This is a genomic window from Pseudomonas sp. TE3899, from assembly GCF_056279105.1.
The window spans coordinates 4,599,886-4,616,047 of the sequence record NZ_JBWBQR010000001.1; the positions used below are offsets into that span (position 1 = coordinate 4,599,886).

The window sequence follows — 16,162 nt, forward strand, 5'->3', positions numbered from 1 at the left end:
AGCTGCAAGCCATAAGCTGCAAGCGCGCACGCGTGTCTACTTCTTGCAGCTTGCAGCTTGAAGCTTGCCGCTGCCCTAATTCTTCTCAAGCGCCCACAGGTCGCTTTCGATGCTTTCGAACCTTTCTTTAAGGTGCGTCTGCACATCGAAAATCGCTCTGTTGTAATAGTGCGGCGCAATTTCGCGGGTAAACAGCTCAAGGATTTCAGCCGCTTCGAACGAACCCAGGTCCAGTTCGAAGCGATCCTCCATAAAGCGCTTGATCTTGTGATTGGCCTCGTTCTCCTGTTCGGGAGTGAGGGTCAGGATCGGCGGCTTCTTCTTGACGGCCATTTACCAGCGACCATCCCACGCGGCGAAGTTCTGCAGCAATTGCAGGCCATGGGTATGGCTCTTCTCCGGGTGGAACTGCACGGCGAAACGCGAGCCATCGGCCAGCGCTGCGGCGAAATCGACACCGTAGTGACCGCCACCCACCACTTGCCGCGCATTGCCGGCAGCGATGTAGTAGCTGTGCACGAAGTAGAAACGCGCCAGGTCCGGAATGTTGTGCCACAGCGGGTGACTCACCGTCTGCTTCACTTCGTTCCAGCCCATGTGCGGGACTTTCAGGTGTTCGCCGTCTTCATGCAGGTCTTTGCCGAAGAACTTCACCGCGCCCGGGAACAGGCCGATGCAGTCCACGCCGTCGTTCTCTTCACTGCTGTCGAGCAGGGCTTGCATGCCCACGCAAATGCCGAGGAACGGACGGTCCTGGCTGACTTCACGCACCAACGAATCGAAGCCAAGACGACGGATCTCCGCCATGCAATCACGAATCGCGCCGACGCCGGGGAATACCACCCGGTCAGCTTCGCGAATCACAGCGGCATCACTGGTGATCAACACCTTGCCGGCACCGACGTGCTCGAGGGCCTTGGCCACCGAGTGCAGGTTGCCCATGCCGTAATCGATAACCGCGACCGTCTGCATTACAGAACGCCCTTGGTCGACGGCATTTGCCCGGCCATGCGGTCATCCAGCTCGACCGCCATGCGCAATGCGCGGCCGAAAGCCTTGAACACGGTTTCGATCTGGTGGTGGGTGTTGGTGCCACGCAGGTTGTCGATGTGCAGGCTGACGAGGGCGTGGTTGACGAAGCCCTGGAAGAATTCCTGGAACAGGTCCACGTCAAAGCCGCCAACGGTGGCGCGGGTATAGGGAACGTGCATCTGCAGGCCAGGACGGCCGGAGAAGTCGATCACCACGCGCGACAGCGCTTCATCGAGCGGCACGTAGGCGTGGCCGTAGCGACGGATGCCTTTCTTGTCGCCGATGGCTTTGGCAAAGGCCTGACCCAGGGTGATACCGACGTCTTCCACGGTGTGGTGGTCGTCGATATGCAGGTCGCCCTTGCTGACAATATCCAGGTCGATCAGCCCGTGACGGGCGATCTGGTCCAGCATGTGCTCAAGAAAAGGAACACCGATATCAAATCGGGCCTTTCCGGTGCCATCCAGGTTGATCGAGGCTTTGATCTGGGTTTCCAGAGTGTCGCGCTCGACTGACGCCTTACGTTCGGCCATCACCAGCTCCGCAAAATCATTGGGCGAAAAAGGCAGCCATTATAGGGGCGCGGGGCCGAAACAGAAACACGAGAGGTGATATGGCTGACGGACAGACCCCAACGGTGCCGGGGATATACCTGTAATGACATGTAGGAGCGAGGCTTGCCCGCGAAGACGGTATGCCAGACATACCTTATCGCTGATCGCTCCCACACTCTGCTGGGAGTGCAGCCCCGGACGCTCCGCGTCCACTTCGAAAGTGACGCAGAGCGTCACGGGAGGCATTCCCACGCGGAGCGTGGGAACGATCAGGTGCAGAGAACTTAGTGGAACAGAACCGCCGTCTTCTGCAGGGTCACCCACACACCCCACGCCAACGGAATCCCCACCACCAGCCACGCCGCAACCGCCAAAGGCTTGCTGCCCGGCGCCGCTTTCCACTCCAGCACGGTGCTGCTGTCAGCACCTTTGTCGTGGCCCAGCGCTTGTTCGGCAGCCAGTTCAGCGTCGGTCATGAAGTACTTGTCGGCCACCGGACGCACCAGCAGGTTGCACAGGAAACCCAGCACCAGCAGGCCCGCGAGGATGTACAACGTGATGTCGTAAGCTGCGGCACGTTCAACGCCGATGCTCAGTTGATATTCACGCAGGTAGTTCACCAACACCGGACCCAACACGCCCGCCGCCGCCCACGCCGTCAGCAGACGACCGTGGATCGCGCCGACCATTTGCGTGCCGAACAGGTCCGCCAGGTAAGCCGGAACGGTCGCAAAACCACCGCCGTACATCGACAGGATGATGCAGAACGCCGCCACGAACAGCGCGACGTTGCCCAGGTGACCCAGGTTCGGGATCAGCGCGTACAGGGCAAAGCCCAACGCAAAGAACACGAAATAGGTGTTTTTACGACCCAGGTAGTCGGAGAACGAAGCCCAGAAGAACCGGCCGCCGATGTTGAACAGGCTCAGCAAACCGGTGAAACCGGCGGCAATCGCCGCGATCGAGGCCAGTTGCCCGGCGTCCAGCTTGCCAAATGGCAGGTCGACACCGATCAATTTGCCGCCGAACACTTCCTGCAACAGCGGCGAAGCCATGCCGAGGATACCGATACCAGCCGATACGTTCAGGCACAGCACCAGCCACACCAGGCGGAATTGCGGGGTTTTCCACGCGACGTTCACGTGAACGTGGCGATGAGTGATCATCGCGTTCGACGCTTTTTTCGCCGGAGCGGTCCAGCCTTCAGGCTTCCAGCCAGTAGGCGGAACGCGATAGGACAGTGCGCCGCCGATCATGAACACGAAGTAGATCGCGGCCATCACCAGGAAGCTCTGCCATACGCCCACGCCCGTTGGCGAAGCGAAGTGACTCATCAGTGCCGCAGCCAATGGAGCGCCCACCATCGCGCCGCCACCGAAGCCCATGATCGCCATGCCGGTCGCCATGCCGCGCTTGTCCGGGAACCACTTGATCAAGGTCGACACTGGCGAGATGTAGCCCAGGCCCAGGCCGATACCGCCAATGACCCCGGAGCCGACCCACATCAGCCAGATCTGGTGGGTATAAATCCCCAGCGCCGAAATCAGCAGGCCACCGCACCAGCACAGTGCCGATACAACACCGGCCTTGCGCGGACCCGCATGTTCCAGCCAGCCACCCCAGATCGCTGCCGAGCAGCCAAGGAAGATGAAGAACAAGGTGTAGATCCAGCCGAGCATCGAGATCGGCCAGTCGCATTGGGACGAGAAGATTTGTGAGATGAAGCTCATGTCCGGCGCACAAGCGACCGGAGCGGTGACGCCCAGGGCCTTGGACAGCGGCAACCAGAACACCGAGAAGCCGTAGGCCATGCCGATGCACAGGTGGATGGCCAACGCGGCTGGTGGAACCAGCCAACGGTTGAAACCGGGCTTGGCGATGATGCGCTCCTTGGACAGGAACGCGGGCTGGCCGGCGATGACGCCGTCCGCCGTGATGCTCGTGCTCATTGTGTATCCCCCAATTATTAGTATGGTTCGCCAGCCACTCCTCACCCTCAGCCTTATATGCACGCAGGCATGACCTTTTTCTTGGGTGAAGCTCCATTTGGGCGCGACGTTACGTCGCAGAAGGACGGACGAACGTGGAGAGGTTACCATTTGCTCGTGACAGAAAAACCAAACTGACATCACCTTTTCTATGTCATCTGATCTCTTTCTTTTGCAGGAGCTGCCGAAGGCTGCGAACTTTTGATTTTTTTGTAACCGACGAAAGATCAAAAGATCGCAGCCTTCGGCAGCTCCCACAGGTCGAAATCTGTACCCATCTGACAGGAGCCGCCATGCCGATAATAGTCGAGCCGTTGACTGAAGCCACTTATCAGGATCAACAAGACCTGCAGAAGATCTACCGCGACGCACCGGACTGGCTGTTTGCGCCGTTTGCCGGCGAGGTGCAGTTGATCGAAGGCTGCCTGGGCGACGGTTCGCTGATCGCCGGGCGCTTCAACGATCGGTTGCTGGGCGCCGCACGCCTGCAACGCCAATCGGACGTCTGGCACCTTTCCCAAATTTGCGTACGAAAAATCACCCGACGCCGTGGCGTGGCGGAGCGCCTGGTGAACGAAGCGCAGAAAATGGCGTCGCAGTCGGGCGCGACATTGCGCCTGCTGGCGCCCGCCGGGCATCTGGAAGCCCAGGCACTGGCAGCCAAACTGAACGTGCCGCTGGACATGCTGCCCATATGAACTGACCGGTCGTCAGTTTCGGAGCGCTATACTCCCCGGCTAAATTTCGAATTCGACTAACTACAAGGACTCGCCCATGAAAGCGTTCGGCAAAATCCTGGGTCTGGTACTTCTCGGGCTGTTGCTGATCATTGTGGCGCTGGGCTTTGCCCTGACCCACCTCTTCGATCCCAACGACTATAAAGACGAGATTCGCCAGATTGCCCGCGACAAGGCCCACATCGAGCTGACGCTCAATGGCGACATCGGTTGGAGCCTGTTCCCGTGGCTGGGCCTGGAATTGCACGAAGCCAGTGTCGCGACCCTGGTCAAACCCACCGAACCGTTTGCAGACTTGCAGATGCTCGGCCTGTCCGTGCGCGTGCTGCCACTGCTGCGCCGTGAAGTGCAGATGAGCGACGTACGCGTCGAAGGCCTGAACCTGCGCCTGAACCGTGACAAGGATGGCCACGGCAACTGGGAAGACATCGGCAAGATCCCGGCCCCGGCCACTACCGGCGCGACCCCGCCTGCCGTTGCCGCTGGCGAACCAGCCCCGGAAGCCCCCGTCGTCGCGGAAAAACCGCCGCAGCCGATCCGCCTGGACATCGACAGCCTGACCGTGAACAACGCGCGGGTTGAATACAACGATGAAAAAACCGGCAAGATCTACAGCGCCGAAAGCATTCAGATGAGCACCGGCGCGGTCCACGACTCGACCAATATACCGCTCAAACTCACCGCATTCCTGTCTTCCAACCAGCCGGCGCTGCGCGTGCGTACCGAGTTGAACGGCGAGTTGCGCATCGCCCGCGCCCTCCAGCGTTACCAGTTCGAAGACATGAAACTGTCGGGCGAAGTCACCGGCGATCCGCTGCAAGGCAAGACCATGACCTTCGCCGCCCAAGGCCAGTTGTTGCTGGATAAAGCAGCCAACGTCGCCGAATGGACCGGGATCAAGATCTCCGCCAACCAGTTGCGCGCGCTGGGCGAACTGAAGGTCAACGACCTCGACAAGACCCCGCAAGTCAACGGCGGCCTGTCGATTGCCCAGTTTGACCTGGCCAAATTCGTCGACAGCATCGGCCAGAAACTCCCGGCCATGGCCGAGGGCAGCCTGAGTAAAGTCGAGCTGGTCAGCCGCCTCTCCGGGACGCCCACCAGCCTGGCGTTCGACAACATCAACCTGAAAGTCGACGACAGCAGCTTCAGCGGCCGTATCGCCATCGAGGATTTCGCCAAGCAATCCCTGCGCGCGATCCTCAAGGCTGACACGTTCAACGTCGATCGCTATCTGCCGCCGAAATCCGCCGCAGCCAACAGCGCGACGCAAGTGCGCCAGGCTGAAGTGGCCAGCACCGAGGCCGATGCCATGGCGGGCGCGGGCAGCACGCCGCTGCCGCCCTCACCGACCAAAGGCGCGTGGAGCACCGAGCGCCTGTTGCCGGTGGAGCGCCTGGCCAAACTCGATGTGGATGCCGACCTGACGTTCGGCCAACTGACCCTCGACAAACTGCCGATCCAGAACGCTGCGCTCAAGGCCACCGGCCAGGGCGGCCTGCTGACCCTGGAGAACCTGCGGGGTGATTTGTACAACGGCAACTTCGAAGCCAAGGGCACCCTCGACGTGCGCCAGCCGGTGCCCGCTCTGAGCATGCAAACTCGCATCACCAAGGTGCCGGTGGAAAAAATCCTTGAAAGCCAGGGTAAAAATCCGCCGGTCAAAGGCCTGGTGACGCTCAACAGTGCGCTGACCGGTAGCGGCAATAGCCAGAGCGCGCTGATCGAAACGCTCAACGGCAACGCCAGTTTCGTGATCAACAATGGCGTGCTGCTCAACGCCAACCTTGAGCAACAACTGTGCAAAGGCATCGCCACCCTGAATCGCAAAACCCTCAGCGGCGAACCCCGGGGCAAGGACACGCCATTCCAGGAACTCAAGGGCAACCTGACCTTCCGCAACGGCGTGGCGAGCAATCCGGACATGAAAGTGCGCATCCCCGGCATGACCGTCAATGGTGACGGCGACGTCGATCTGCGGGTGCTGGGCATGGACTATCGCGTCGGCATCCTCGTCGAAGGCGACACCAGCGCCATGCCTGATCCGGCCTGTCAGGTCGGCGAGAAGTTTGTCGGCATCGAATGGCCGCTACGCTGCCGTGGTCCACTTGAACTCGGGGCCAAGGCTTGCCGCGTGGATAACGAACGCATGGGCCAGGTCGCCGCCAAACTGGCGGGCGAGAAACTCAGCGACAAGATCGACGAGAAGCTCGGGGACAAAGTCAGCCCTGAACTGAAAAACGCGTTGAAGGGGCTGTTCAAGCGATGAGAGCCGAGCAGTTTTCATCGGCGGTGCTGGATTGGTACGACCGCCACGGCCGCCACGATTTGCCCTGGCAACAGGGCATCACCCCGTATCGGGTGTGGGTCTCGGAAATCATGCTGCAACAGACCCAGGTCAGCACCGTGCTGAATTACTTCGACCGGTTCATGGCTTCGCTGCCGACGGTCGAGGCCCTGGCCGCCGCGCCGGAAGACGAAGTGCTGCACCTGTGGACGGGCCTGGGTTACTACACCCGTGCGCGCAATCTGCAGAAGACCGCGAAGATCGTCGTTGCCGAACATGGCGGTGAGTTTCCCCGGGATGTGGAAAAACTGGTCGAGTTGCCGGGCATCGGGTTGTCCACGGCCGGCGCCATCGCCAGCCTGAGCATGGGCCTGCGGGCACCGATCCTCGATGGCAACGTTAAACGCGTGCTGGCGCGCTTTACCGCGCAAGAGGGTTATCCGGGTGAGCCGAAGGTCGCCAAACAGCTCTGGGCGAACGCTGAGCGCTTTACGCCCCATGATCGGGTCAACGCCTACACCCAGGCGATGATGGACCTGGGCGCCACGCTCTGCACCCGCAGCAAACCGAGTTGCCTGCTCTGCCCGCTGGAAAAGGGCTGCGAAGCGCACATGCTCGGCCTGGAAACCCGCTACCCGATCCCCAAGCCGCGCAAAGCCGTACCGCAGAAGCGCACGCTGATGCCGATGCTCGCCAATGGCGAAGGCGCGATTCTGCTTTACCGTCGCCCTTCCACGGGCTTGTGGGGTGGTTTGTGGAGTTTGCCGGAGCTCGACGACCTCGACGACCTGCAACACCTGGCCACCCAGCACTCGCTGGAACTGGGCAGCCAACAGGCGTTGCCGAGCCTGGTGCACACCTTCAGCCACTTTCAATTGTCCATCGAACCCTGGCTTGTCCAGGTCCAGGAGGCAGGCCATCACGTGGCCGAGGCCGACTGGCTCTGGTATAACCTCGCCACCCCGCCGCGCCTGGGCCTTGCCGCCCCGGTCAAAACCTTGCTCGAACGCGCGGCCGCCGTATTGAACGCAGGAGAGTCGTCATGACCCGCACCATCATGTGCCGCAAGTACAAAGAAGAATTGCCCGCCCTGGCGCACGCGCCGTTCCCGGGCGTAAAAGGTCAGGACATTCTTGACCACGTTTCCGCCAAGGCCTGGGCCGACTGGCAGAAACACCAGACCCTGCTGATCAACGAAAAACGCCTGAACATGATGAACGCCGAAGATCGCAAATATCTGCAGGGCGAGATGGACAAGTTCTTTTCCGGCGAGGAATACGCCCAGGCCGAAGGCTACGTTCCGCCGGCTGAATAATCCCGATTTTTCGGGGGTCGGAACGTAAGCGACGGTAATAATTAAAATTTTTTTGAAAACTTTCTTGACGACCCCCTGAAAAACCAGTTTAATGCGCCCCGTTGCCCAGATAGCTCAGTCGGTAGAGCAGGGGATTGAAAATCCCCGTGTCGGCGGTTCGATTCCGTCTCTGGGCACCAAATACCGAAAACCCTGAATCGCAAGATTCAGGGTTTTTTTATGCCTTCGATTTGATCCGGTGCGGTTTCTGCGTTCGAACGGACGTGCTGGTTGCTGATTGCCAGGCACAGCATCAGCGCCCTTGGTTTGCTTGCCACGGGAACAGCAGCGTTCTGGCTGCGCAGAATCGTGATGGCGCCGTCGGACGAGCCAAACGCAAACAGCCTCGTCGATTAGCCCGGCTAGCCTCTTGACGCGCCACAGGACGCGTCAGATTAAGGTTGCGTCATAACGTGTTGACGTAATCCACTGGCAGCAACACGGTGTCCAGCGCGGCATCCACCGGCAGGGACACCACCGTGATGAGCGGACACACAATCATGAAGTAGCAAATGACCGCCTCCGGCATACCGCTGCTACCGCCGCCCCTGGCGCCCAGCAGGTGGAGATCGCCATCAACGCCTTTGTAGTAATTTTCTTCCGATGCGCCATTCAGTCGGCCCATCAGCGTTCCACAACCGGCGAGCACCAGAGCAAGGCTCACCACAGAACCCACGCGTAAAATCCGTTTCAAATCCAGCATCCTTTTTTAAATCATATGGCGTCGCGACAATCCAACCAGCGCCCGAGGCCGCCTTAGTCCGCATCTGAATCCATCAGCGACTCGAGCGCCGCGTCGGCCTCTTTACGCTGGGCGGGCGTTGGCGCGGCTGCGAACTGGCTGCGCTGTTTGTCGAGGGTCAGGTAGGCGTTGTCACCATTGCCCCAGATGTACGAATAGACCAACAGGAAACTGTCGGAATTGGCTTCGCAGTAAGGGGCAACACTGCGCAGCGGCGCCAGCAACTGGATCATCTCGCCGTAGTTCTCGCTGAATTGCGGCAAGGCATACTGCCAACTCCCTGTGGCCGGGTCATACCGAGACAGCCCGCCCCAGGCTTGCAGCAGCTCCTCCAGGCTCTGCGCCCCAGAATCACGCAGCGATTCGGCATCGACCTTGCCCGAGCCGGACATGTCCACCCCGTCGAACCACTGTTGCCAGTCGCTGTACGCGTGCGCCGAACCCGGGGGAGCCGCCATTGCCTTGGCGTACTGCGCCGGGGCCATGGTGCAACGCAGGTACACCGAGGACGGCTCGCTCGCCCACGCTTGTCCGGTTGAGCTCAATAGCGCCGCCAGCGCCGGTCCCACCCATGAGTGCCGCTTTATCATTGTCGTCCCTGATCAATCGCTAAAGGACGCGATCATACCTGCGCGAACAGCGCGGGATTTCAGCTGTACTGAAAAAAACACAAAACCTGTGTCTCTCCCCTCGCCGGAAAAATCGCCAACCTCTCCAAGCCTCGGCGAGTCACTGATTGCCCCCATCAATGCAAGCGCCCCACTGCGGACAGACTCACGGTTAAGGAAAACAGCGTATGGCTCCACTCTTGCTGCAAATGTCGCCCATCGGCCTGGTAATCGCCCTGATCCTCATCATGCGCAGGCCTCCAGTACAAGCTGCGCTGGCGGGTGTCGCGCTGGTGTTTGTGTTGTGGGTCTCGGGGGCTGCGGGCCCTCTTTCGGTGGCGATCACGACGGCCATCTTTCAGGACACCGCGATACTGTTCCTCAGTACCGCCTGCGTGATTGTGCCGGGCCTGGCCTTTGTCATATTCGTCGAGCGCGGTGGCGCGCCACAGGCCATTGGCGACTGGGTCAAGGAGCTCGGCTGGACACCCCCCGCGCAAGTCCTCTTCATTGTGCTGGGCCTGGCCCCGCTGCTCGAATCGATGACAGGCTTCGGCGTGTCCCTGATCGCCACCGTGCCGCTGTTGATGGGCCTGTTCACGCGCCAGTCGGGGATGAAAATCGCCCTCGCCGGCATGGTCATCATGCCGTGGGGGACCTTGGGGCTTGCCACCGCGATTGGCGCGTTGCTGGCTGATTTACCGCCTGAAACACTCGGTAGTCACTCGGCACTGATCAGCGCGCCCGTCTTCCTCTGCCTCGCCGCCATCGCCTTGTGGCAAGCGGGAATACGCACCGTCGCGCCGTGGCTTGGGCTCATGATGGTGACGGCGCTGTTCGTGGCGGTGCTCTATGGCGTCAATCGGTGGATAGGCCCGGAAGTGTCAGGCGTGCTGGCGGGCCTTGCCGTTGCGGGCGCGGGCCTGGGGATTTCGTTCTTTCAGCGTAAAAAGCGGGTGCGCTGGCCGAGCGCGGCATGGCCTTACCTGGCGTTGCTGGGCGTCATCGTCGCGTCGCGCGGGTTATTTGTGCTCACCGGTTGGGACGCACTCTGGATCGTCAAAGGCGAGCATGTGTCGTGGAAACCGCTGGCATCCCCCGGGCTGGCGTTGCTGATCGTCACCCTGCTGATGTCGATAAAGTACGGCGCGGCGACGGGCTTCCCCTGGCGCCCCCTGTTCAACCGAGCCAGGTTCCCGGTCAGCACGATTTTCCTGTTTCTGCTGCTGTCCCAGGTCATGGTCAACGCCGGGTTTCTGCTGGAGGCGCAACACACACTGCAATCGCTGTCCGGTGTCTCACTGGCTCCGACCATCGCGTTGCTGGCGGGTATTGCCGGCTATGTCACGGGCTCCAACGTGGGCGGCAACACCCTCGTCATGCCGTCTATCGCCGCCCTGGCAACGGGGCACGGGCCCTGGCTTGCCGCGATGGTCAACAGTGCGGCCGGGCATGGCGCGCTGGGATCGTTGTCCATTCTTTCTCTGATCACCGGGCTGGCAGGCGCCAATCGGCAGGAGGAGCACACGCTGATCCGATTCGCCTTTGGCCTTGTTTGCCTCAATATCGCCATCGTTGCTGCGGCCGGGGCCGTTTTACTTTATTTTCTTTGATGTCATTCCCGAATTCGCCCACGAGAACTTATGGATAGGTTTGATCGAGCCGACAAACACTGGCGGATAGTCAATGACTGGGTGATTCGCCAGATCGAAAGTGGTGAATGGGCGGCGGAATCAAAACTGCCCTCGATTCGGACCCTGGCCCGGCTGTTTGAAACCAGCATCACCACCGTTCAGCGCGCGCTGGCTGATCTGCAAGCCAATGCCTATGTCTTTACCGTTCCGCGTGTCGGTTATTTCGTCTCGGCATCAGCGCAGGCGAAACCTGCGAGCGGTTTTGATTTCTCCAGTGTCACGGTCAACGTCAATCAAGCCGTCGTCACAATGCTCTCCCAGGCGGCCTCGCGCGCCACGGCATCGTTGAGTTCCGCCGTCTTGCGCAGCGATCTCACCCCGCACGTTCTGTTGAACAAGTGCCTGGGTGCCGTGGCGACCAAAGCCGACAACGCGTTGACCGGGCTGGTGGCCCCTCCTGGCCTGCCGGCACTGAGACGGCGAATTGCCGGACTCATGCTGGCACGCGGTGTCGTCTGCGGACCGGACGATATCCTCGTGACGTCAGGCGATACGATCGCCTTGGAACTGGCCCTCGAAGCCATCGCACCCAGGGGCTCGACCGTCGCCATCGAAACCCCCACTTACTACGGAATACTCCAGACCATTGAACGCCTGGGCATGCGCGCCCTGCCTATTCGGACGCACGGCAAACTGGGCATCGATGTCGATCATCTCGAAGAAGCCTTGAAACAGAAAAAGGTCGCGGTGATCTTTCTCAATCCAACCCTGCAAAACCCACGCGGCTTCATCATGCCCGATGAAACCCGCGCACGACTTTCACGGGTGGCACGCGCGGCGGATGTGCCGATTATCGAAGACGATATTTTTTTCGATCTGGTGCCTGAAGGTGAGCGCACACGCGCCATCAAGAGCTACGACACCAGCGGCCAGACGATTTACTGCTCTTCATTCTCCAAGACGGTTGCCCCGGGTTATCGCGTGGGCTGGTGTGTCGCCGGTAAGTACCGCGATGCGATTCTTGCGCACATGTTTTCCCGCAATCTGGCTGTCTCAAGCCTTGCGCAACATGTACTCAGTGAGTTCATCGGCCGTGGGTACATGGAAGAGCACTGCGCCAGGCTCAGGGCGCAACTGTCCTCGCTCTCCCGTTTTTTTGAAGCACGGGTTCGGTCGGATTTTCCCGTGGGTACGCTCTACGTTCCTCCACAAGGAGGTTTCATCCACTGGATCGAACTGCCGGAGCACACGGACATGTCGACGCTGGAACGTCTGGCGAGCGAACGAGGTTGCCATGTGGCCGGCAGCGGGATCTTTTTCGCCGACGGGCATCCCACCACCGGACTCAGAATATGCCTGGGGACAACGCTGTCGCCGCCAGTCATGCAGAGCTTGAGCGTCATTGCCGAATGCGCGCACCTGGCGGCGGGCAACTCGCCGGTGCGGCAGAAAATGCACCTCTAGCTGTCACCATTCCAGTGGAAAACCAGATTGCGCGCCGTGCCGTCCCCGACATCCGTCACGTCACGCCGCACCTCGCCATTGCGTGTCGCAACCACGGTGTACTTGCCGGCGGGCAACTGGACATAAACCAGAGGGCCAGCCTGATTAAGCGTCAGCACGGTTTGCCCCTGGGCTTTTTGAATGACCACATCCACGTCGGGGATGTATTCATTCAGCGACCCCACGGAAAACGTCATGTGCAGGTTGTAACCCTTGGCCTGCTGGATGGCCTTTGCCTCATCCTCGCCGATACCACCGGACAGGTAGCTGATCCCGTTTTGCAATTGCGGCTGGACTTGCACGCCCGAACTGTCGACCGGGTCGAGGCTGGCGGCATAGGACAGGGTTGGGAACATCAACACGCCTAGAGCGGCGAGTAGCACTACGAGGGAATGAACGTATTTCATGATGGCGACTCCCGGGTTCCACGGAACCCAATCGTTACCTCTTTTAGATTTCTGGCGGGATGCTCGAGTTTTAGATTGATTGGCACTTGGAATCACTGCGAATGGGACTACAGGGTGTATTCCGAATTCCTGGGTGTCGTCGGCATGATCCTGCAAAACGAATCCGGCATTTCCTTCCGATCTACCGGCAACGCCCGGCATCGCTGACCCGTCCGTCATTGGCATCCTTTTCCGCCTGTTCATCCAGCGGCGGAAAACTTCATGAGCAACCTCAAACCCGACAACACTCAAGAACCACAACTCGCCTCACTGCTTGGCGACCTTGGGGAGCTGATCCGGCAGGCACGCCAGAAAGTGTTGAGAGCGGTCGATACTGCTCAGGTGCAAACTTGCTGGCAGATTGGGCGACATATTGTTGAGTTCGAGCAGCAGGGGGCCCGGCGGGCGGAATATGGCAAGCAGTTGCTTTTGACGCTTGCGCAGAGTTTGACAGCGGAGTTCGGCAAGGGGTTTGACGAGACCAATTTGCGAAAAATGCGACTGTTTTATCAGGCGTTTCCAATTCGAGACGCACTGCGGCTCGAATTGAGCTGGACCCATTACCGCCGACTGCTGCGCGTCGACAGTGACAAGGCACGCACGTGGTACATGGACGAAGCCGCCAACCAGAACTGGTCAAGCCGCGCCCTGGAACGGCAGATCAACACCTTGTACTACGAGCGCCTGTTGATGAGCCGGGACAAGGCGCCCGTCATGACGGAAGCCGCGACCAACATCCATGCGATGGCCGAGAGCCCACGGGAATTCATCCGGGATCCCGTGATGCTGGAGTTTCTCGGCCTGCCCAATGCAGGGCTCGTCCAGGAAACCGAACTCGAACAAGCCCTCATCGAGCAACTCCAGGGCTTCCTCTTAGAGCTGGGTAACGGTTTCGCGTTTGTCGCCCGCCAGCAACGCATCAGCACCGAAGGCCGAGACTTCTACATCGATCTGGTGTTCTACAACTACCTGCTCAAATGCTTTGTCATCTTCGATCTCAAGCGCGGTGAACTGACCCATCAGGACGTCGGGCAAATGGACATGTATGTGCGCATGTACGACGACCTCAAGCGCAACGCTGAAGACGGACCGACCGTCGGCATCATTCTGTGCGCGCAAAAAAACGAGTCGGTGGTGCGCTACTCGGTGTTGCAGGGCAATGAACAACTGTTTGCCAGTAAGTACAAACGGGTGCTGCCGAGTGAGGATGAACTGCGGGCGGAGCTGGATCGGGAACGAGCGGCGCTTGAGGAGCGGTTGCTCAACCAGCAAACATGTTAGCGCTGACGGATTGTTCACAGGCTGCGTGAAGACTATCGTTGGCAGCTACCCGCAAAGGTTCGAAGTCGATGAATTTGCAGGACATGTCCTCACTGGCACCAACAGAGTTGGCGCCATCTGCTCCCGGTGCCCCCATCAAGGAACCCGCCCCCGACGGCTTCCTCCTCGGCGGCTTCACCTGGCGCCACGCCCATGCAGACAGCACCCGCCCGGTCGTGATCATCAACGCCGCCACCTCCGTCCGATGCCGCCACTATTCGCGCTTCGCCGATTACCTGTTCGCCAACGGCTTCGACGTCATCACCTACGATTACCGCGGCATCGGCGAATCACGGCCGGCATCGCTGAAAGGCCTCGACGCCACGTGGTCCGACTGGGGCGCGCTGGATTTTGAAGCGATGCTCAAGCGTGCTCAGCGTGAATTCCCCGGGCAACCCATTGACGTGGTCGGCCACAGTTTCGGCGGCTGTGCGGCGGGCCTTGGGGCTTCCGGGCACTTGATCCGGCATCTGGTGACCGTCGGCGCGCAGTTCGCCTACTGGCGTGACTATGCGCCCGCTCATCGTTGGCGGATGTTCGGCAAGTGGCACTTGGTGATGCCGTTGGTGACGATGATCTACGGCTACTTCCCCGGCAAACGCCTCGGCTGGCTGGAAGACACGCCCGCCGGCGTCGTGCGCGACTGGAGCACGCCCACCTCGCGCTACGAGACGCGCCCCAGCGGCCGTGTGATCCACGCAAAGCACGGACGGTTACCGTTCGCCAATGTCACGGCGAAAACCCTGGCGATCAGTATCAGCGACGATCCTTACGGCACCGTCCCGGCGATCGAGCGCCTGCTCGACTACCTCACCGACGGCACGACCACCCATCTGCGAATCGAGCCGAAAGACATCGGCGAAGAAGAAGTCGGACATTTCGCCTTTTTTCGTAGCCCATACCAAGCCACACTATGGCCCATTGCATTGTCCTGGCTGCAAAACGGCGAACTGGCCCCCGATACCCCCGGGCGGCGAGTGCCACGCGGCTGAGTGACCTGCCCTCTCAACGAAATACGGAACGACGCCCATGGCCTCCGCCGACAAGCAGCAAAAACGCGCCACCCGTGCCAAAGCCAAGGCCAAGCAGAACCGCACCCAACGGGCCGCCGCCCCCGTCGAGCTGGACCCGAACGATGATCGCATCGACTTCGAATCGGTGGACCTGACCGAACTGTTCAAAGAAATGATCGACGCGCAAAAGATCAGCCAACAAGCGATGTGCGCGGCGTTTCTTGAACACCCGCTGCTCGCACTGGTGCTGGAGCAGGAAGGCGAAGAAACAGCGACAGACTTCATCCTCGCGGCACTGATCGAGTATCGCCAGTGGTCCGCCGAAGTGGACGAAGCCGCCGCCCTGGCGTGGATCGAATCCCCAGCCTTCCAGGCTGACTACGTGGCGGCGTCCGACGCCATCGCGGCCCAAACACAACCGAAAGCGAACTGAAATAAATGGCATCCCTGAACAAGCAACAGAAACGCGCCAAACGCGCCAAGATCAAAGCCAAGCAAATCAACATCCACGGCCGTAAACCCGCCGCGCTGGACGAAGATCTGGATGATGACCTGGGCGAAATCGGCGAGCCGATTCCGGAATACACCCTGGCAATGTTCAGCAAAATGCGCGACGCCGAAGCCATCGGCCGCAACGACATGCTGCTGGCCCTGCTGTCGGACCTCGCCGGGATCATCAGCGACCATCCAGAACTGCTGGACATGGAAAACGCCGACAACGAAGCCATGGCCGCCACTCACCTGGCTGCCGACATGCTGATCGATTACCGCATGTGGGCCGACGGCATGGACCGCGACACCGCCCAGGCCTGGCTGACCGATCCGCAGTTCATCACTGATTTCGGTACGGCACTGGACAGCTATCGCCAGACGCTGGACGACGCCGAGGCCAAGGACGAGTCCGTCTGATCAACTGAACTACGGACAAACAAAACGGGCGCAAT

Annotated in this window: 17 protein-coding genes and 1 tRNA gene; 11 read left to right on the plus strand and 7 right to left on the minus strand. The window is 60.3% G+C overall.

The features are described 5' to 3' along the window. Positions 1–75: 75 nt before the first annotated feature. The 4 genes from ACZ89E_RS20910 to ACZ89E_RS20925 form a co-directional block, all read right to left on the minus strand. Positions 76–333: a DUF2164 domain-containing protein gene (locus ACZ89E_RS20910; protein WP_008024930.1), complete on the minus strand. Its 258-nt coding sequence runs from the start codon at positions 331–333 to the stop codon at positions 76–78. Continuing rightward, complete coding sequence (gene hisH, locus ACZ89E_RS20915; RefSeq protein ID WP_149659101.1) at positions 334–972, minus strand: imidazole glycerol phosphate synthase subunit HisH; 639 nt, start codon at positions 970–972, stop codon at positions 334–336. Beyond that, complete coding sequence (gene hisB / locus ACZ89E_RS20920; protein ID WP_003218037.1) at positions 972–1,565, minus strand: imidazoleglycerol-phosphate dehydratase HisB; 594 nt, start codon at positions 1,563–1,565, stop codon at positions 972–974. Before hisB ends, hisH begins: the two co-directional genes overlap by 1 nt. A 305-nt stretch (positions 1,566–1,870) precedes the next feature. Further along, on the minus strand, positions 1,871–3,535 hold the full coding sequence (locus tag ACZ89E_RS20925) for an OFA family MFS transporter (RefSeq protein WP_149659100.1): 1,665 nt from the start codon (positions 3,533–3,535) through the stop codon (positions 1,871–1,873). 332 nt (positions 3,536–3,867) lie between these two features. Here ACZ89E_RS20925 and ACZ89E_RS20930 point away from each other — a divergent pair, with 332 nt between their 5' ends. The 5 genes from ACZ89E_RS20930 to ACZ89E_RS20950 all read left to right on the plus strand — a co-directional run bounded on the left by ACZ89E_RS20930 (position 3,868) and on the right by ACZ89E_RS20950 (position 8,092). Then, entirely contained in the window at positions 3,868–4,272 is a 405-nt protein-coding gene (locus ACZ89E_RS20930; RefSeq protein ID WP_463259130.1) for an acetyl-CoA sensor PanZ family protein, read from the plus strand. Between the two features lie 76 nt (positions 4,273–4,348). Beyond that, positions 4,349–6,580, plus strand: a complete 2,232-nt coding sequence (locus ACZ89E_RS20935; protein WP_476256363.1) for an AsmA family protein — start codon at positions 4,349–4,351, stop codon at positions 6,578–6,580. After that, positions 6,577–7,644, plus strand: a complete 1,068-nt coding sequence (mutY, locus tag ACZ89E_RS20940) for an A/G-specific adenine glycosylase (protein ID WP_123511222.1) — start codon at positions 6,577–6,579, stop codon at positions 7,642–7,644. Before ACZ89E_RS20935 ends, mutY begins: the two co-directional genes overlap by 4 nt. Further along, positions 7,641–7,913 (plus strand): oxidative damage protection protein, encoded by a 273-nt coding sequence (locus tag ACZ89E_RS20945; RefSeq protein ID WP_149659097.1) that lies wholly within the window; start codon positions 7,641–7,643, stop codon positions 7,911–7,913. The genes mutY and ACZ89E_RS20945 overlap by 4 nt, the downstream gene beginning before the upstream one ends. 103 nt (positions 7,914–8,016) lie before the next feature. After that, positions 8,017–8,092 (plus strand) — tRNA-Phe (locus ACZ89E_RS20950). Positions 8,093–8,358: 266 nt separating this feature from the next. Here ACZ89E_RS20950 and ACZ89E_RS20955 read toward each other — a convergent pair. Both ACZ89E_RS20955 and ACZ89E_RS20960 read right to left on the minus strand, forming a co-directional pair. After that, positions 8,359–8,646, minus strand: a complete 288-nt coding sequence (locus ACZ89E_RS20955) for a YceK/YidQ family lipoprotein (protein ID WP_149659096.1) — start codon at positions 8,644–8,646, stop codon at positions 8,359–8,361. 62 nt (positions 8,647–8,708) lie between these two features. Next, positions 8,709–9,239 carry a hypothetical protein gene (locus tag ACZ89E_RS20960; protein WP_463259122.1) on the minus strand — a complete coding sequence of 177 codons (531 nt, stop codon included), beginning with the start codon at positions 9,237–9,239 and terminating at the stop codon, positions 8,709–8,711. 251 nt (positions 9,240–9,490) lie between these two features. On the opposite strand from ACZ89E_RS20960, the gene ACZ89E_RS20965 reads away from it, so the two are divergent. Continuing rightward, complete coding sequence (locus ACZ89E_RS20965) at positions 9,491–10,915, plus strand: L-lactate permease (RefSeq protein ID WP_476256364.1); 1,425 nt, start codon at positions 9,491–9,493, stop codon at positions 10,913–10,915. A 30-nt stretch (positions 10,916–10,945) separates the two neighbouring features. Beyond that, positions 10,946–12,400 (plus strand): aminotransferase-like domain-containing protein, encoded by a 1,455-nt coding sequence (locus tag ACZ89E_RS20970; protein WP_476256365.1) that lies wholly within the window; start codon positions 10,946–10,948, stop codon positions 12,398–12,400. On the opposite strand, the gene ACZ89E_RS20975 is transcribed toward ACZ89E_RS20970, so the two are convergent. Next, positions 12,397–12,846 (minus strand): carboxypeptidase regulatory-like domain-containing protein, encoded by a 450-nt coding sequence (locus tag ACZ89E_RS20975; protein ID WP_149659093.1) that lies wholly within the window; start codon positions 12,844–12,846, stop codon positions 12,397–12,399. The two genes, ACZ89E_RS20970 and ACZ89E_RS20975, sit on opposite strands and share 4 nt — an antisense overlap. Before the next feature lie 261 nt (positions 12,847–13,107). Between ACZ89E_RS20975 and ACZ89E_RS20980 the strand changes: the two genes are divergently transcribed. The 4 genes from ACZ89E_RS20980 (at position 13,108) to ACZ89E_RS20995 (ending at position 16,127) form a co-directional block, all read left to right on the plus strand. Beyond that, complete coding sequence (locus tag ACZ89E_RS20980; RefSeq protein ID WP_476256366.1) at positions 13,108–14,166, plus strand: PDDEXK nuclease domain-containing protein; 1,059 nt, start codon at positions 13,108–13,110, stop codon at positions 14,164–14,166. A 68-nt stretch (positions 14,167–14,234) separates the two neighbouring features. Next, complete coding sequence (locus ACZ89E_RS20985; RefSeq protein ID WP_476257067.1) at positions 14,235–15,197, plus strand: alpha/beta hydrolase family protein; 963 nt, start codon at positions 14,235–14,237, stop codon at positions 15,195–15,197. A 37-nt stretch (positions 15,198–15,234) separates the two neighbouring features. Next, positions 15,235–15,651, plus strand: coding sequence for a hypothetical protein (locus ACZ89E_RS20990; protein ID WP_133837810.1), 417 nt, complete (start codon positions 15,235–15,237; stop codon positions 15,649–15,651). A 5-nt stretch (positions 15,652–15,656) separates the two neighbouring features. Beyond that, positions 15,657–16,127, plus strand: coding sequence for a hypothetical protein (locus tag ACZ89E_RS20995; protein ID WP_463259118.1), 471 nt, complete (start codon positions 15,657–15,659; stop codon positions 16,125–16,127). Positions 16,128–16,162 lie beyond the last annotated feature (35 nt).